This window comes from Winogradskyella sp. PE311, assembly GCF_046545555.1.
In the GTDB taxonomy this organism is placed as follows: domain Bacteria; phylum Bacteroidota; class Bacteroidia; order Flavobacteriales; family Flavobacteriaceae; genus Winogradskyella.
The window spans coordinates 571,603-589,372 of record NZ_JBHZTH010000001.1 but is presented as its reverse complement, the minus strand read 5'-3'; the positions used below and the strand labels follow the sequence as shown (position 1 = coordinate 589,372).

Here is a 17,770-nt window from a genome sequence, read left to right as displayed (position 1 = left end):
ATATGGTAGCGCAGTTTAACGGTTTCCAAATAAGCCCTATCCATAATGGAGATGCATGGAAAATATGCAACTTCTGTGTTTCTAATGCAGATCGTTTTAAACGTTATTTTCCAAAAACATTAGAACAAAACTTAAATCCTACCTTATCACAATTCTTTGTAGACAAAAAGGTAAAACAATTTAACAATAAAGAAGAGTTTCTATTTACTCTAAAGCATTCTGAAACTAGAGAATTAGCTGGACTCATTTATATCAAAGAACTAGATTGGGATATAAAACAAGGTGAATTTGCTTATTGTATTGGTTATACTTTTGAAGGACAAGGATTAACCTCCAAAGCAGTCAGTGAATTATCAAAGCATGCATTTAAGAATCTAGGGGTAGAAGTACTTCAAATAATTTCACATAAAAATAATTTAGGAAGTGTCAAAGTTGCAGTCAATAACAATTTTCAATGGCGAAAAACCTTACTGAATGAATATACACCACCAAATGAACAGCCTTTAGATATGGAATTATACGAATTATACAAAAAGTAAGCTTTGAAAGACAAATTCTTTAAATATATACATCAACTACAAGATACCATAACTTCAAGGCTTGAGCTTATTGATGATAAAGCAAAATTTCAAGAAGACATTTGGAAACGTCCAGAAGGTGGTGGAGGTAGAACACGCGTTATTGAAAATGGTGCTGTTTTTGAAAAAGGAGGTGTCAATATTTCTGGTGTTCATGGAAAATTACCGGACAGTATGCAAAAATACTTTGGTGTAGAAGATGCCGATTTTTTTGCTTGCGGCTTAAGTTTAGTTTTGCACCCTAAAAACCCAATGGTACCAACTGTACATGCCAATTGGAGATACTTTGAAATGTATGATAAAGAAGGTAATATCGTAGATCAGTGGTTTGGTGGAGGGCAAGATTTAACTCCTTATTATTTGTTTGACGAGGACGCTAAACATTTTCACAAAACCTGTAAAACGGCTTGTGATAAACATAACTCAGAATTCTATCCAAAATACAAGGCACGTTGCGACGAGTACTTTTACAATGCACACCGAAATGAAGGTCGTGGTTTAGGTGGTTTATTTTTTGACTATTGTAAAGCAACTGACGACATGAGCATGCAAAACTGGTATAATTTTGTGACAGAAGTTGGAGATAGTTTTTTAGAAGCATACGTTCCTATTGTTGAAAAACGAAAAGACTTACCATACGCACAAGAGCAACGCAACTGGCAAGAAATTCGTCGTGGACGCTATGTAGAGTTTAATTTAGTACATGATAAAGGCACGTTATTCGGGTTGAAAACAAACGGCAGAATTGAAAGTATTTTAATGAGTTTACCACCGCATGTGCAATGGGTTTACGATCATCAACCAGAAGCCGGAAGTGAAGAAGAACGCTTAATTGAAGTATTACAAGAACCTAAAAACTGGATATAATATGTTTCCAATAAGAAGAAATAGAAGACTTAGAACCAACGAAACTATTAGAGGTTTAGTAAGACAAACCACTATATCTCCAAACGATTTTTTGGTACCGCTATTTATAGTCGAAGGAAAAGGTGTAAAAGAAGAAATTGCGTCGATGCCAAACTATTATCGTTTTAGTTTAGACTTACTCAAAGACGAAGTAAAAACACTTTGGAGCTTAGGCTTAAAATCAGTCTTACTTTTTGTGAAAGTAGAAGATGCTCTTAAAGATAATAAGGGAACCGAAGCTTTAAATCCTAACGGATTAATGCAACGTGCTATTAAAACGGTTAAAAATATTTGTCCAGAGATGTTAGTAATGACAGACGTAGCGCTAGATCCATTTTCTGCTTACGGACACGATGGTATTGTTGAAGGCGGAAAAATAATAAATGATACCACAGTAGAAGTTTTAGCCGAAATGAGTATTTCCCATGCCGAAGCCGGAGCCAATTTTGTGGCACCTAGCGATATGATGGATGGCAGAATTTTAGGCATAAGAGAAGCTTTGGACCAATCGAATTTTATTGATACTGGCATTATGAGTTACTCTGCAAAATATGCCTCTGCATTTTATGGCCCTTTTAGAGATGCTTTAGATTCTGCTCCTGTTAATATGGTTGATATTCCTAAAGACAAGAAAACGTATCAAATGGACTTTGCTAACAGAGACGAGGCCATTAGAGAAACTGAAATGGATATTAATGAAGGTGCTGATATTGTTATGGTAAAGCCTGGACTTTGTTACCTCGATATCGTCAGAGATATTAAAAATAATTTTGATGTGCCTATTGCGGTTTATCAAGTTTCTGGTGAATATGCAATGCTAAAAGCTGCTGCCGAAAAAGGGTGGTTAGACCATGATGCCGTTATGATGGAGCAAGTAACTTCTATAAAACGTGCTGGTGCTAATATAATTGCTTCTTATTTCGCTAAGGATGTAGTTAAATTGATACACTAATATTGAAACGTTTTATCTTCACATCATTATTTTTAATTTTTGGAGGTTTAAGTGTTCTGTTTATTCATTTTAAAAACTTAAAGCAACCAGTTTGTGGAGTAAAAGATTTTGAACCATTTTGTGGAACTCAAAATTTAACTGAAAAGGCTTCAGAAGGAAAACAAATCTTCAATGCAAATTGTGCGGCCTGTCATAAATTAAATAGAATTATGACTGGTCCAGCATTATTAAATGCAATAAAAAAATATGATTCTATTAGTTTTAATCATTTTGTAATTAAAGGTGAAAGGTTAAAATCTATTGATAAATCATTTAACTCAGCCTGTATAAAATTTCCGAATTTAACCACCAAAGAAACATATAATCTCCTTAAATATATTTCAAAATAAAAAATTACTAATTCTATTTTGTAAATTGCAATAACTAAACTTCAATACCGTTAATGGGCTTACTCATTTTTTACGCCGTCATTTCAATTTTCTTTTCATTCTTGTGCTCCATTTTAGAAGCTGTTCTTCTCAGTATAACTCCGACATTTCTAAATCTTAAAAAGAAGGAGGGAAAGGCTTATGCAAACGATTTAGAAGAATTAAAAAAAGATGTAGATCGTCCTTTAATTGCTATACTCACCCTTAATACTATTGCACATACTGTTGGTGCAATATTAGTTGGTGTACAAGCAAAAGTAGCTTACACAGAACTTTATGGTAGCACTAAGCGTACAATACTTGGTTTTGAATTTACAGAAGATCTTATGGTAGGTGTCGTTTCAACACTTATGACAATTCTTATTTTGGTAGCTTCAGAAATAATCCCAAAAACTATAGGAGCAACCTTTTGGAGACAACTAGCAAATTTTACAACTAAAGCACTAAACGTATTAATCTTCCCTTTAAAATGGACAGGTATATTATGGATACTTCAACTTACAACTAAGTTAATTGGTGGTAAAGGTCATGGTAGTGTTTTAAGTAGAGAAGGTTTTGTTGCTATGACCGAAATTGCTGAAGAAGAAGGTGTTTTTGAAGAAAACGAAAGTAAGATTATTAAAAATCTTTTAACATTTAAAGAAGTCTTCGCAAAAGATGTAATGACGCCACGAACGGTTATGAAAGCTGAAGATGAAAATATGACTGTTGAAGAGTTTTTTAAAAAAAATATGAATCTACGTTTCTCTAGAATTCCTATTTATTTAGATAATTCAGATAATATAAAAGGCCTTGTTTTAAAAGGTGAGGTTTTTAAAGAAATGGCTTTAGATAATGGTTCTAAAAAATTAGTGGAACTTAAAAGAAATATAATCGTAGTGGAGCGCGATTTACCTATTCCTAAATTATTTGAACAGTTGGTTGAAAGCCGCAATCATATGGCTCTTGTTGTTGATGAGTACGGATCTGTAAGTGGTTTAGTAACTATGGAAGACGTAATAGAGACACTTCTTGGTCTAGAAATAATGGATGAGAGCGACAACGTTTCAGATCTTCAATATATGGCTCGAAAAAGTTGGGAGGCCAGAGCAAAAAAGTTAGGAATTTTTGATGATTCTCCTTCAGAAGAAAACGAATAATTATTGGAAAATTGCATCATTAAATCACCCTTAGGCTTCACTGAAATTAGTGGTGATAAGAATGGTATTATGAAGGTGGCTGTATTAAATTCTGAAGAAAAATTAACAGATAATATTCCATCAGTTCTTAAAGATTGTGCAATACAAGTTCAAGAATACTTTGATGGTACTAGAAAAGATTTTGATCTAAAACTTAATCCACAAGGCACAGATTTTCAAAAAAAAGTTTGGGAACAACTTAAAACTATTCCTTACGGCAAAACCATTTCCTATTTAGATTTATCTAAACAGCTTGGTGATGTTAAAGCTATAAGGGCTGCTGCAAGTGCAAATGGTAAAAATCCGCTTTGGATTGTTATACCTTGTCATCGTGTTATTGGCAGTGATGGAAGTTTAACTGGCTACGCTAGTGGTTTACACAGAAAACAATGGTTATTAGAGCATGAAAGTCCGTATAAACAACAATCCCTATTTTAATGTATAAAGCTGGTACTGATTTTTTAAAACGGTTTATAAAGGTATCTACCATTTATAAATATGGGTTTAATTGGTCTCCAATGTACATGAGAACCACAGCAAAACTAATTGAAGTTAGTGATGATCTGTATTATGTAAAAATTAGACTAAAACTCAACTGGAAAAATCGAAATTACGCAGGTTCTATTTTTGGAGGAAGTATGTTAGCTGCTACAGATCCTATTTACATGATTCAGTTAATTCAGATTCTTGGTGAGGATTATGTTGTTTGGGATAAAGCCGTTGAAGCGCGGTATAGAAAACCTGCAAAATCAACAATTTATGGTGAATTTATATTTTCTACTGAAGAGATTAAAGCGATAAAGCAATCTATAAAAGAGAAAAATCAGACTGATATTATCAAAACCATGAGTTTGGTTGACGAAAAGCAAAATATAATTGCTACTTTTAAAAAGACAGTATATATAGCTGATAAGGCTTTTTATAAAGAAAAACTTAAAGCGCGTAAAAGCATATAACTAATAATTGACACTAATGAAATTTCTAAAAAAACTCTTCAAATTCATTATTATATTTTTCGGTTTACTAATTATAGTTTTATACTTAACTGATACTGATTATCTTATAAAAGCAGTACGTACTATCTATATGAAAGGACACACTACAGCTTATCTAGAAGATTATAAAGAATTTGATAATCAAAAAATTGATATTGCTACACCTCTACCTTGGCCAAACCATAAAAATTATAATAGCGTTAAAGAGACTGAAATATTAAGCGATCTACATAAAGCATCTGGAAGCATTGCCTACGTCATTATAAAAAATGATAGTATTTGGTTTGAAAATTATTACGACGGTTTTAATGAAGATTCTAAATCTAATAGTTTTTCAATGGCTAAGAGTTATGTGTCTGGCTTAATGCAAAAAGCCATACAAGATGGTTATATTAAAAGTTTAGATCAACCTGTTTGTGATTTTTTACCTGCATTTTGTGAAGACAAAGCGGCAAAAATGACGGTTGGTGACTTGTCGAGTATGAGTTCTGGAACCAATTGGGACGAAGCTTATTACTCGCCATTATCAATAACAACACGAGCTTATTTTGATGACGATTTAGCTAAAGTAATGAATGGCTTAAAAATGGAAACAGAACCAGGGAAAAGTTTTAAATATGCAAGTGGAGATACACAAATGCTGGCTATGGTTATTGAGAAAGCAAGTGGTAAAAAAATCTATAATTATTTTGAAAACAGTTTTTGGAAACCATTAGGGTCAGAAAACACAACACTATGGCAAGTAGATAGCGAAGATCATGATTTAGTAAAAGCCTATTGTTGCATAGCTAGTAACGCTAAGGATTTTGCACGTTATGGTAAATTATTTAAGAATCATGGCAAATGGAACGGTAAACAAATATTAGACTCTACATTTATCGCAAAATCTGTAAAACCACGATTTAATGATGGACCAATGTATGGCTATGGTTGGTGGTTAGCTAATCATGCAGATAAAGATATCTTTTATATGCGTGGGCATCTAGGGCAATTGGTAATTGTTATCCCAGAAGATGATTTAATTGTTGTACGCTTAGGGCATTCTATTGCTAAAGCAACGGGTGATGCCCATTCACCAGATTTTTATACTTTTATTGATGAAGCATACGAAATGATGGAGAAATAGAATTTAATTTAAAAAGATTTCTGCCTTCGAAAGAAATGTTATGATTAACAAACTCAACCTAGAAAACATATTATTCTTAGATATAGAGACTGTTCCTGAAACGGAACATTTCTCTGAATTAGATACCAGTAAACAAGAGCTTTGGAGTGCTAAATCTAGGTATCAACGTAAAGAAGAATTTAGTGCAGAAGAGTTTTACGACAGAGCTGGTATTTGGGCTGAGTTTGGTAAGATTATTTGTATCTCCGTTGGTTATTTTAAAATGCAAGGAGATGTTAGAACGTTTAGAGTGACTTCATTTTATGGAGATGAAGTTAAAATTCTAAAGGACTTTAAAAACTTATTAATTTCGCATTTTAGCTCTAATAAGCATCTGCTTTGTGCTCATAATGGTAAGGAATTCGACTTTCCATATATAGCTAGACGCATGATTATTCATAATATAGAATTGCCATATAAGCTAAATCTCTTTGGTAAAAAACCATGGGAAGTACCTCATCTAGATACTTTAGAACTCTGGAAATTTGGTGACTATAAAACCTATACATCTTTAAAACTATTAACTAATGTTTTAGGAATTCCTTCCCCAAAAGATGATATTGACGGTAGTGAAGTTTACCGTGTCTATTATAAAGAAAACGAGATAGATCGCATTATAACCTATTGTGAAAAAGATACGATAGCCGTTGCTCAAATTTTTCTGCGTTTAAGAGGAGATGAACTTCTGCACGACAGTGAAATAACTCATATATAAAAAACCCAGAAGTAGTTTACTTCTGGGTTTAACAATTAAGGATCTAATTACTAACTAGTTCTTAATAAAACGTTTCATTAGTGTTCTATCTTCCATTACAAATCTAATATGATAGACTCCTGCATCTAAAACACTTACATTAATAGTATCATTCGTAAGTCTTCCTTTTGCTACTATTTGTCCTATAGAATTATATACTTCGTATGCTACATCTGTAAATTGAGTTTTAACATTTAACACTTGACCTTTTACAGGGTTAGGATAAATTCTTATATCGTCACTAATTACAACTTCTGGTTCTTTTTCGGTTCTAGAGGTTGTTCCTGTTGTTAAGTTGATATTATCAATCGCAATATCAGCCTGCCATGTACCACCTGTTAATCTATTAAAACGTAACTGAACACTACCACCTGTATAAGCAGATAAATTTACAGTTTGTGATTGCCAAGAATTACCAAGATTTCCAGAACTATTCCAAATACTAGTCCAAGTTGAACCATTATCATTACTTGCCTCAAGATTTAAAGTTCCCATATTATTAGAACCAAATTGGTGATAGTTAAAGCTAAAGTTTGCTGTAGATACGCTACTTAAATCAAAACAAGGTGAATTAATAATAGCACGCTTATTAGGGTAACCTGTATTATTACCTGAAGCTTCTACAAAAATGTAGAAATTGCCTTGTATCGCGCTAGATGGTCCAGTTCCATTAGATGGAGTTCCGTTGGCATCTACTGTCCAATTTAAATCATCTGCACTAGACTGTGTCCATGCGCCTAAGGTGTTTTCAAATCCTTCTGCGTAAGGGAAGGTTGAAATCCCTCCTGAGCACCCAACTACAGTTGGTTCACCTTCTGTCAAACTAATATCATCAATAGCGATATCTGCTTGCCAAGTATTACCTGTTAATCTATTAAAGCGTAACTGTACACTTCCACCAACATATGCATCTAAATTAACATTAGCTGTTAACCATGAGTTGCCAAGGTTTCCTGTACTATTCCATATAGACGTCCAAGTCGCTCCATCATCGTCACTGATTTCTAAATCTATACTTCCCATATTAGTAGCACCAAATTGGTGATATTTAAAACTAAAAGTAGCTTCACTTAATCCTGTAAGATTAAAACATGGAGAGTTTAAAATTGCTCTTGCATTTGGATAACCAACGTTCTGAACTGATGCCTCTACAAATACATAAAAGTTACCTTCAGTAGCGCTAGATGGGCCTGTGTTATTTGATGGTGTTCCGTTAGCATCTACTGTCCAATCAATATCGTCAGCTGAGGATTGCGACCAAGCTCCTAAAGTATTTTCAAAACCCTCTGCATATGGGAATGTTGAAATTCCACCTGCACATCCTGTTGAAGGATCTGATACATTTACAGTTCTAATAACCTCATTCGCTATATTACCTGCATTATCACTTACATTATATGTTACTGAATAAGCTCCTGCTGCATTAGTGTTAACATTGCCTGCTATTACAATACTAGATGTTAAATTACCATCTAAATTATCTGTTGCAGTTGCTCCCTGTTCGTTATAGGTATCTCCTACTATTAAATTTATTGTAGCGTTACCAACCAAAACAATTACCGGTGGTGTTGTATCAGCAATGACATTAATTGTTCTAGTGACTTGATTTGCAGCATTACCTGCAGCGTCACTTACATTATAATTTACAAAGTATGTGCCTGCTGAGTTTGTATCTACAGCTCCAGAAATTATAATATTGGCTGTAATATTTCCATCGATATTGTCCGTAGCTGTAGCCCCTAATTCATTATATACATCTCCAACATTTAAATCTATATTAGATGCTCCTATTAAAGTAATCACTGGTGGTGTACCATCCATAGTTACATTGACAGTTCTTATAACCTCAACAGCAGCATTACCAGCAGCATCACTTACATTATAAGTTATAGTATAAGAACCAATAGTATTAGTATCTACGTTATCACCTACTATTATAATACTCGATGTTAGGTTTCCATCAATATTATCAATCGCTGTTGCACCTAAGTCTGAATACGAATCTCCTTGCTCTAAGTTTACTGTTGCATCACCTAATAAAGTAATTACAGGCGCTGTTGTATCTGCAATCATAGTAATTGTTCTTATAACCTCTGTTGCTACATTTCCAGCTGCATCACTTACGTTATAGGTTACAACATACGTTCCAGCTGTATTCGTATCAACAATATCTCCTGCAACAACTATACTACTTGTAAGATCACCATCGATATTGTCAGTCGCTGTTGCGCCTAATTCTGTATAAGATTCACCAACATTCAAATCAACCGTGGCTGATCCATTTAAAGTAATTACAGGTGCCGTTGTATCAGGAATTACAGTAACTGTTCTTATTACCTCTATTGCATCATTACCAGCAGCATCACTTACATTATAAGTTACTACATATGTGCCTCCTGTATTTGTATCAACAGTATCTCCTGCAACAACAATACTACTTGTAAGAATACCATCGATATTGTCAGTTGCTGTTGCGCCTAATTCTGTATAAGATTCACCAACATTCAAATCAACTGTGGCTGATCCATTTAAAGTAATTACGGGTGCTTCTGTATCTGGTCCGTTGCCTTCAATTATAATAGTATAATCTTCTACTTCCCCATAAGTGAAACCATCACATGGTCCAGGAACTTGATTGTAACGCATTGTTACACGCATCCTTGTTGAATTTTCTACTGCTCCTGTAGGGACCGTAAAACTTCCACTTACAGAAGTTGCTTGGGTATTACCTTGGGTAAATACTTGTTCTCCGGCATCCGTAAAATCACCATCTCTATTATAATCTATCCATACTCCATAAGCTTCGTTATAAACTGTACCTGTCCACGTTGGTGTAATAGTTATCGTATATTCCGAGTCTTTTGTTAAGGTTGTAGAAATCCCTGTAAAATCTGAGTAAAATTGAGGGCCAGAACTATTATCAATAGTATTTAACTGTACTCTACTAATATATTCATCGTTTGTATTCGTACTTGCGGAAGTGCAGTAATTTAATTGAACATCTGTAGTTGTAAAATTAACCGAACTACTGTAGGCTGAATTAGAGCCTCCAGAACATTTACTTCTCACTTGTGCTTCATATTGGGTTAAAGATGATAAGCCCGTTACGTTAGAAGAAATTCCTGTAACTGCAACCGTTGTCCAAGTAGAAGTTCCTACTTCTCTATATCTTAAGTCGTAAGTCGCTCCTGCAACAGCAGTCCAACTTAATGTTGCAGATGTTGTTGCTACATTTGAAGCTGCTAGACCAGTTGGAACATCAGCATTACAAACTACTTGACCTGCGATAGTAAAATTAGAATTTGAGATATCGAAGAAGATATTATTTGCTCCTCTCACCATTATTCTATTCTGATTTCCTTGACTATTCGGTACTAAAATATCATGTGAACCATCATTAGGTACTCCAGATGCTAAAGAAATAGGATATGTATCTCCTCCATCTGTAGATAAGAATATATCTACGTTGGCAGCATTAACTCCGTTGCCAGTAGTCCCAGCTACATTCCATGTGACGGATTGTGTTGTTCCTGCATTCCATGTTACATTGGTATTAGGGGAATTTACAATAAATGGTCCTGCAGTTCCATTAACGGAAACTATCATATCGTCACTATTGTTTGTTCCACCTCCAGCTTGATTATCTCTAACTGTAAGTCTAAAATTTAAATTCCTTGCTACATTTGGTACAGCCTCCCATTGCCAAGACGTAGCTCCTGTTTTTATGGTAGATAGTCTTGGGAAATAACGATCTGTACTTGTTGATGGATTAAACGACCTAAATGCTACACCAGAAGTTGCATTAACATTTGGATTTGTTGTTGCGGCATTATTTTCATCATATTGTTCCCAACAGTATGATAACATATCCCCACTATCTGCATCTGTAGCAGATCCTTCCAATACAAATGCGGTTCCTCTAGGAATTGTGTAATTAGAACCGGCGTCTACTACTGGTACATTATTACCAGTATTCGTATTTGTCTGACAAGATGTTGTTTTAATATAGTCCGTTATTTGCTCTATTGATCTTGCATGAAAATATGGGTCACTATTATTCTGTACGTCTGTAGCTCCAGTAATACCAGCATATCCCATAATTGTGGATCCACTACCTGGTTCCATTTGGGCATTGGCTCCTTCATTTCCACCAAAAGTCCATGTGTGATTTCCGCCAAATTGATGTCCTAATTCGTGTGCTACATAATCAACATCAAAAGGATCTCCTTCTGGTACAACGTGAGATGTCCATCCACTCCCTTTTTGATTATTAACGCATACACAACCTATACAACCAGCGTTTCCATTATTTTGAAGATTAGCAAATAAATGACCTACATCATAATTGGATTCGCCAATTACACTCGTTAAAGTATTTTGTAATTGTGAATTATAACCACTTGTAGTATTTCCATAAGGATCTGAAGCGGTACTTGTATAAATAACATCATCTGTATTTGCAATAAGTTGCATAGTGACATTAAAATCTGATTCATAAATTCCATTAACTCTAGTCATGGTAGTATTCATTGCTGCTAAGGCCTGAGCCTTAGTTCCACCATGATACTGAGTATATTCCCCTGTAGCAGAAATTGCTAGTCTATATGTCCTTAATATTGAATCATCAGCATTTCTAGCTGCAATACCAGAGTCAATCGATCTATTAAGTTGTTCTGTTACTTGACACTCAAAATCATCGTTAAAATCTGCTCTATTTTTTCTATTAAATACAATATGTAAATTAGAAGCATTTCCTATTGGATCAATAAATGTGCTTTCCCCATCATTGGATAAAATCATTGCACTTAATCCCTTTGGAGAAATACTAAATCTAAGAACTGAGGATGGATTATCTAATCCTTGCCCAACATATGAACGAATTTCTGGATACCTAGCCTGCAGATCAGGATGCATTGTAGATGCCTCTTTTATAGAGAATTGTTCTAGTTTTCCGTTGTAATTAGGAACACTAATAACAACATTAGATGGTCGGCCAAAATCGTCTCGATTTGGCGCAGATTCTAATTGCTGTTTTAAAATAGCAACATCTAAACTAAAAAGATGAAATTCTTTTAAATTTTTGTGATTAGACTTAGATAAGTCATTAGTAGTTGAAATTTCCTTTATCCAAAACTGTTTGTTTTGAGAAAACAGAAAACTTGTACTCATAATCCCAATGAGCAGTAGTAATTTTATCTTCATAATTGTGAGGTTAATAAATTAATTAATAGCTACTATCAAGTTATAGCTTTTTTTTAAAAAATCGATATTGAAGATTAAGTTTAATGCTACAATAGTAAAATGTGTGGAAAAACCGTAACTGAAAGTAAGAATCGATTTACTTATGGTTAGTTTTATATAAAAAAAGGGCTCAGAAATTATCTGAGCCCTTTTTTTAAAATAGTAATTTATTTATCTAACTATCAATTTCTTAGTAATACTATAGGTTGCATTAGAAAGTTGAACTAGGTAAACACCCGACATAAAATTAGCTGTACTTACATTGTTTTTTGTTGTATTTGTGTTTAATGTGCTTTTTAGTATTTCTCTACCTTGAATATCGAATAAAGTAAACTCTGTATCATTATTTAATTGACCTTTAACAACAATTTGCTTCTGATTAGAATCACTGTATATCTGAATATTCTCTAATTCTGAATCATTTACAGATAAAACATTGTTATCAAACCTAAGATAAAAACGTCCTGTATCTGAAACATCTGTAGTGGGCGTAAACGTATAATCTGTAGTATTTAAAAGCGTATAGGTACTTGTTAATACATCTTCTAAATAAATATTATAATTAAGAGTAGAATTGGTTAAACTAATTGTAATCTGTTCGCCTTGATTAGCGTTAACACCTAATGGTATTATTGGATTGTTATCAATATCAGCAAAACTAATGGCCTGTATAGCCATATCTCGACCTGTATTTTCTTCAATAAGCTCTGAATAGATTGAAAAACTTGAAGGTGCCCCATTAAAATGACTTGCATCATATCCCATATCTAAACCTAAACTAGCGTTATTTGTAAAATATAAATCTGTACTAAATTCTGAAGTATTAGAGCTCATCAATAACGTTCCATGCTCAATAGAACTTGTAGATCTACCAGCAATAAAATCATCTGAAGAACCTGCTGTTCTCATTGATGGTGTAAATGAAATATTTCCACCTCCATCTTTAGATGAAACAAAGAACCCTTGTCCTGGTGCAATAAATGTATTTGGATTTAAAGCAGCATAAGCGAGGTTCCATATTGTCCAATAACTCCCATCTACATTATCAGCGTCATAACCGTAAACGGCAACGCTTTCAGAATCAAACTCTCCTATATTAGCATTTAAAAAATCTTCTAATTTAATATATGAAGGATATGGATTACCTATGAGGTTCCATATTTCATATACAGACCCTGTCTTAAAAATAGGTACATTTAAAGCTGATGAAGTAGGCGCACCTGTAAATGTAAATGTATCATTATTAGTCGATGCAGCCCTATAACCTTTTCCTGGATCTAAACTTGTTGTTTCTGTACTAGAATAGGTTAAATAATCACTCGCAGTTTTATCAAATGGTCCAAATAAATACTGTGTTACTGTAGGGTTTGCTAAAACATTATTGTTGTTATTTATAAAAGACACAAACGATTCACCAGTAAAAGGTGCGGCAATTAAATCATTTCTATTCGTATTAGAATTAACATGACGTTTGTATTTTAAATTTGCTGTTGCGCTACCTTCTAATAACAAACTTGAAAACTCATTTGAATCAGAGTTCATTACAAACTCTCCATTATTGGTAATATTACCATTTACAGTAATTGCATTTGCTTTATCTACGCTAATCTCTGCACCAGAGGCAACTAAGACATCGTTAATATTAATATCAGAGTTTACATTAAAAACACCATCTAATACCATAATATCTTCAGAACCCGTTGTGCCATTCGGTCCATTAGGTGTCCATGCACTCCCGCTATACAATAAACCGTTAAATAAATTTACCGTATAGTCTTCTACTTCGCCGTATTGAAAAGTTTCACAAGAAGTAGGTGTGCCATTAAATTTCATTGATACACGCATTCTTACACTAGCTGTAGTTATGTTCGAAGGAATTGTAATAGACCCACTAACAGCATTACCTCCTGTAACAGGTGCTACAGAGAATACATCTTCACCACTATCTGTAAAATCCCCGTTCCCATTATAATCAATCCATACAGCATAACCCACGGCATTATTTGTACCAACGTTATATCTTGGTGTTATAGAAATATTATATGATGTGTTTTTAGAAACAGTTGTTGATATTGATGTAAAATCTGAATATACATCTGCGCTTGTATTCGTATTAGCTATAGTATTGAAATTCACATCCATTATACTTAAAAGCTCCTGCGTATCAGTTGCAGTTGAAGCACAAGCTACAGGAAGTTCGCTCAAACTAATTTGATCTATAGCAATATCGCTACTAAATCCTCCTCCTGTAATACCAGTAAATCTGAACTTAACAACCTCACCTAAATAACTACTAAGATTTATATTTTGTAATCTCCATGCATCTTCACTATCACCAGTTCTCGAAAATATATTTGTCCAGTTAGCTCCGTCATCTGATGTTATTTCCAAATTAATAGTACCTAGATTATCACCAAACATGTGATGATAAAAAGAAAAATTCGCACTACTCAAACTCGTAAGATCATAACAAGGACTTGTTAATAGGACAGTTGCATTCGCACCAACTTCTCCAGGTGTACCATTAGAAGATGCTTCTAAAAATAAATAATTACTTCCTCCAGTTACATCATCAGAAGGACCTGTTCCACCAGATCCTGTCGCACCAGAATTTTCTAACCAATTACCATCATCTCCGGCATCTTGTGTCCAATCCCCTATACCAGAATCAAAAGTTTCTGTATATGGAAAAGATGTAATTAGTTGACCTGTACATGTTATAATATCTATAGTCGTAAATACTACAGAGCTTGTATAACTAGAAGTGGTTGATGTACAGACAGTTCTAACTTGAGCTTCGTATTCTGTTAACGGATCTAAACCTGCTATTGAATAGTTAAATGTTGATAAACCTAATACATCTGTCCAAGGAGTTGTACCAGTTTCGCGATACCTAACATCGTAAGTTGCAGATGGAATATTATCCCAACTTAAATCTGCGGTATAGGTTGAAATGTTACTAGAAGCCAAGCCAGTTGGTACTGAAATAGCACATGGAATTTGAATTCCTATAACTTTAAAATCATCTATAGAAAAGCCTTCTGCATTAGCAGAATAATTTTCGAATTCGTTTTCAGAATCAGATCGCAATCTAAATCTAAAAAATACATTAGAAGCACCAAATACTGATGAATTATTAGAAGCATCAATTACAATTTCTTCCATAATCCACTTATCCATTCTATCACCATCGTATATATGTCCTGAAGCGTTATTACCTTGAAACGCCTCATCTGTAGTACCTTTTGCATTATGATCATTGGTACTTGATGATGATTCTGGTTTTGAATATTTTCCGTTTAAATTTACCCAATTAGATCCATCAGTAGAAGCTTGAAGCTCAGCAAAATCGAAATTCCTTTCGACATCCCATTTACTATAAAACTGCACTAATACTTCTTCTGAACCTGAAAGATCATATCCGCTAGAGGTAGTTAGTGTCTCAGTTGAATTATTTGAATAAGACCCTGTAGTAAGAGAATTACTTCCAGAATAAGCATCTGAAGTCGTGTTCGTCCAACCACTGCTTGTCCAACCTGTTAAGCCATCAACATCTGGATTACTTGAGAATATAAGCGCAGGTTGATAATATTTTTCTACATTAACATTATAAAACACACCATCATTATTTGAAAGTGTAACATTATACTCAATTTTATCATTTGCCTGAATACTTGGGTCTAATGTTAAAGCTGCTGAAATATTACGTTGCTCTAAAATTGACATACCACTTTGCGTAGAAGGTGACGTTATATTAGTGATATTTGCCGAAATTGGAGTTACACTCAACGTAAAATCACTAGCTGTTTGCCCTACGCGCTCAATAGCAAAATCTAAATTAGAAGATAGACTTGATATATCACTCTGTGTTAAATCATGGAACTTTGCGTATTTACCACCATAATAGGCGCCAGCTAAAGAAATACGTACCGAACGTTTTGCAATAGGGATAATATCACCAGTTGATGGCCAAAAGCCAGTACCTCCATGCTCTGGAGTTGTAGCTAAAATACTTTGACCTGAGCCTGTAGAACCATTAGTATCTGCGCTTCCGCCTACCATCCAATCATCAGCAATTCCATTAGCTGGAGTAAATATCGTTGCCCCAGAAACATATCTGTTATATTTTGTCATATCTGCATGCATCTCATGCATTTCGTCTTCTTTTCCAGAAACAAAAGATGGATTCCCTCCATAAGGATGAGGAATAGAATTTGCGAATGTATGATTCCATATAGCTGTCTTAAAATTTCTAGCTAAAATAAAATCAACCATAATTTGGGTTTCTGGCTCAGAAGCTGCACTTGGTCCTCTGTAAGAATCACTCGACGGTGTGCCAGAAGAACCTGTTCCTGCAGTACCCCAGAAATAATCAAAATTTCTGTTTAAATCTACACCCCTATTCACAGAAGTATTACCTGTACCACCAGTATTAGGTCTCAAATTTTTTCGTTGCATTGCTCCACCCGATGAACTAACATGCTCGTTCCAACGTAATCCGTCTGGATTAACGACTGGTATAAAGTATAATTCATTATTATCTACTAATTCTTGAATAGCAGGATCTGTATTATAATTTTCAATAAGGTACCACATAAAATACATGTTACCCATTAATGCACTTACCTCTCTAGAGTGTATCATCGAAGTAAATAGTAATTGTGGTTTTGTTCCTTCTGATGTAGTACTTTCGTTTCCTGTTATTCTTATATAATAAATAGTTTGAGGGTCCCAATTCGACGTACCTTGCCCAGTATAAGTTAAGCCATTGTTAGTAATTGTACCTGATGGATTTCCCCAAGTAGTTTGCCCCGTTGGAGAAGCATCTTGTTTCACAGAAACTATATCTAAACTATTAGTTTGAGAATATGTTCTCATTTGATCTAATTCTGCTTCAACCTGACTAATAGTGTAACAACCACCCATTGAACCTAATTCGAAATTCAATGGTTTTGTCCAATCCTTTTCATCTATCTCGCTATATTGAAGATAGTTATCTAAAACTGTTGATGCTATTGAAGATCTCCCTTGTGTATTATTTGCCATAGCTCTATGAGCCCTAGTATTTGCATCTTCGAGCTGTGACGCAGCCATGGCAGATGGAAGTGAATTTACTGCTCTTTGATTGTAGAACGTTTGTAAATCATTTATTTGTGTTGTATATGGTATGCCATGCTGTTGTAAAACATTTCTATCTACATCAGAAATGTCTAAAGTTAAACTTTGATGTTCGTGTTTTACACCACACCTTAAATCTATACCTTCTTGTGCAAGTATATTTAAAGTTGTTTGACTTGGGTTATCAATTGTAATTCTAGAATGACCATTTTGTGAAAAAGAATTTTGTGCCACTATAAAAAACAGCACAATTAGGTAGGTAATTTTTCTCATTATTAAAGGATTAAATGATATTTAATTGAGCGCTAATATATTATTTAATTTAAATTTTATCCATAAAACGCATAAATAATCGATGAAATGCACAATTAATAATTTGTCACAAAACCAACTTTTTGATAATTAGACTTTTACCAAAACGGTATTTTTTATAAATATTTAGGATATCGTTGGTT

At 34.1% G+C, this 17,770-nt stretch carries 11 protein-coding genes; 9 read left to right on the top strand and 2 right to left on the bottom strand.

Translation table 11 applies throughout. From position 1 onward, the window contains the following. Positions 1-2: 2 nt before the first annotated feature. Genes ACFWU4_RS02575 through ACFWU4_RS02535 form a run of 9 tightly spaced genes read left to right on the top strand, consistent with a single transcriptional unit; the run spans position 3 to position 6,917 of the window. Positions 3-539: a GNAT family N-acetyltransferase gene (locus tag ACFWU4_RS02575; RefSeq protein ID WP_411124567.1), complete on the top strand. Its 537-nt coding sequence runs from the start codon at positions 3-5 to the stop codon at positions 537-539. Between the two features lie 3 nt (positions 540-542). Next, positions 543-1,445 carry an oxygen-dependent coproporphyrinogen oxidase gene (gene hemF, locus ACFWU4_RS02570; protein ID WP_411124565.1) on the top strand — a complete coding sequence of 301 codons (903 nt, stop codon included), beginning with the start codon at positions 543-545 and terminating at the stop codon, positions 1,443-1,445. 1 nt (position 1,446) lies between these two features. Next, positions 1,447-2,436, top strand: coding sequence for a porphobilinogen synthase (gene hemB, locus ACFWU4_RS02565; RefSeq protein ID WP_411124563.1), 990 nt, complete (start codon positions 1,447-1,449; stop codon positions 2,434-2,436). Positions 2,437-2,438: 2 nt separating this feature from the next. Then, the gene (locus ACFWU4_RS02560; protein WP_411124561.1) at positions 2,439-2,825 is read left to right on the top strand and encodes a c-type cytochrome; all 387 of its coding nucleotides are present in this window, start codon (positions 2,439-2,441) and stop codon (positions 2,823-2,825) included. 53 nt (positions 2,826-2,878) lie between these two features. Further along, positions 2,879-4,003 (top strand): CNNM domain-containing protein, encoded by a 1,125-nt coding sequence (locus tag ACFWU4_RS02555; protein ID WP_411124559.1) that lies wholly within the window; start codon positions 2,879-2,881, stop codon positions 4,001-4,003. A gap of 3 nt (positions 4,004-4,006) precedes the next feature. After that, complete coding sequence (locus tag ACFWU4_RS02550) at positions 4,007-4,480, top strand: methylated-DNA--[protein]-cysteine S-methyltransferase (RefSeq protein WP_411124557.1); 474 nt, start codon at positions 4,007-4,009, stop codon at positions 4,478-4,480. After that, positions 4,480-4,998 carry a DUF4442 domain-containing protein gene (locus tag ACFWU4_RS02545; RefSeq protein ID WP_411124555.1) on the top strand — a complete coding sequence of 173 codons (519 nt, stop codon included), beginning with the start codon at positions 4,480-4,482 and terminating at the stop codon, positions 4,996-4,998. The genes ACFWU4_RS02550 and ACFWU4_RS02545 overlap by 1 nt, the downstream gene beginning before the upstream one ends. A 16-nt stretch (positions 4,999-5,014) precedes the next feature. Then, positions 5,015-6,163: a serine hydrolase domain-containing protein gene (locus ACFWU4_RS02540; RefSeq protein ID WP_411124553.1), complete on the top strand. Its 1,149-nt coding sequence runs from the start codon at positions 5,015-5,017 to the stop codon at positions 6,161-6,163. Between the two features lie 40 nt (positions 6,164-6,203). Continuing rightward, a complete protein-coding gene (locus ACFWU4_RS02535) occupies positions 6,204-6,917 on the top strand; it encodes a 3'-5' exonuclease (protein WP_411124551.1) in 714 nt (237 codons plus the stop codon). Between the two features lie 54 nt (positions 6,918-6,971). Here the strand turns inward: ACFWU4_RS02535 and ACFWU4_RS02530 are convergent, their stop codons facing one another. Then, on the bottom strand, positions 6,972-12,158 hold the full coding sequence (locus ACFWU4_RS02530) for an immunoglobulin-like domain-containing protein (protein ID WP_411124549.1): 5,187 nt from the start codon (positions 12,156-12,158) through the stop codon (positions 6,972-6,974). Positions 12,159-12,368: 210 nt separating this feature from the next. After that, a complete protein-coding gene (locus tag ACFWU4_RS02525; RefSeq protein WP_411124547.1) occupies positions 12,369-17,588 on the bottom strand; it encodes a M14 family zinc carboxypeptidase in 5,220 nt (1,739 codons plus the stop codon). Positions 17,589-17,770: the final 182 nt, after the last annotated feature.

Excerpts from the sequence above, each read along its gene's own strand:
- ACFWU4_RS02575 (WP_411124567.1), top strand. The coding sequence starts at position 3 with ATGGTAGCGCAGTTTAACGGTTTCCAAATAAGCCCTATCCATAATGGA.
- hemB (WP_411124563.1), top strand. The coding sequence starts at position 1,447 with ATGTTTCCAATAAGAAGAAATAGAAGACTTAGAACCAACGAAACTATT.
- ACFWU4_RS02555 (WP_411124559.1), top strand. The coding sequence starts at position 2,879 with ATGGGCTTACTCATTTTTTACGCCGTCATTTCAATTTTCTTTTCATTC.
- ACFWU4_RS02545 (WP_411124555.1), top strand. The coding sequence starts at position 4,480 with ATGTATAAAGCTGGTACTGATTTTTTAAAACGGTTTATAAAGGTATCT.
- ACFWU4_RS02540 (WP_411124553.1), top strand. The coding sequence starts at position 5,015 with ATGAAATTTCTAAAAAAACTCTTCAAATTCATTATTATATTTTTCGGT.
- ACFWU4_RS02535 (WP_411124551.1), top strand. The coding sequence starts at position 6,204 with ATGATTAACAAACTCAACCTAGAAAACATATTATTCTTAGATATAGAG.
- ACFWU4_RS02530 (WP_411124549.1), bottom strand. The coding sequence starts at position 12,158 with ATGAAGATAAAATTACTACTGCTCATTGGGATTATGAGTACAAGTTTT.
- ACFWU4_RS02525 (WP_411124547.1), bottom strand. The coding sequence starts at position 17,588 with ATGAGAAAAATTACCTACCTAATTGTGCTGTTTTTTATAGTGGCACAA.